This is a genomic window from Pseudomonas sp. Ps21-P2 (assembly GCF_039672565.1).
In the GTDB taxonomy this organism is placed as follows: Bacteria; Pseudomonadota; Gammaproteobacteria; order Pseudomonadales; family Pseudomonadaceae; genus Aquipseudomonas.
The window spans coordinates 1-343 of sequence record NZ_JBDFPL010000056.1 but is presented as its reverse complement, the minus strand read 5'-3'; the positions used below and the strand labels follow the sequence as shown (position 1 = coordinate 343).

The window sequence follows — 343 nt, the reverse complement described above, 5'->3', positions numbered from 1 at the left end:
GTGACCACAGGCTACGAAGCCGAAGTGAGTCATGATCTGCCTGCCGGAGTCGCGTTCCTGCAAAAGCCTTGGAGTTTGGACCAGCTGGTTCAGACAGCTAGGCACATGCTCAAAACGGCCACTGATCTCGGTTAGATATGTCGGGTACTATGTTTAGTTGGTCCCACATCAGGACCCGCCTAGGCGGTTTTTTTGCTGCTTGCTGGACGTAACAAACCTTGGGATTGACGTACCATAAGCCCGCCCTGTTGCTGCGCCCTGGTCCCTTTCCTCCTAGGAGCTGGTTATGCCACCTGCCGATCTCGATTTTCTGGACACCTCGGATCTGCCGCGTGGTTTGAGT

Annotated in this window: 1 pseudogene; it reads left to right on the top strand. The window is 54.8% G+C overall.

From position 1 onward, the window contains the following. A pseudogene (locus ABEH28_RS27355) lies at nucleotides 1-135 on the top strand (response regulator); the annotation flags it as partial. Nucleotides 136-343 lie beyond the last annotated feature (208 nt).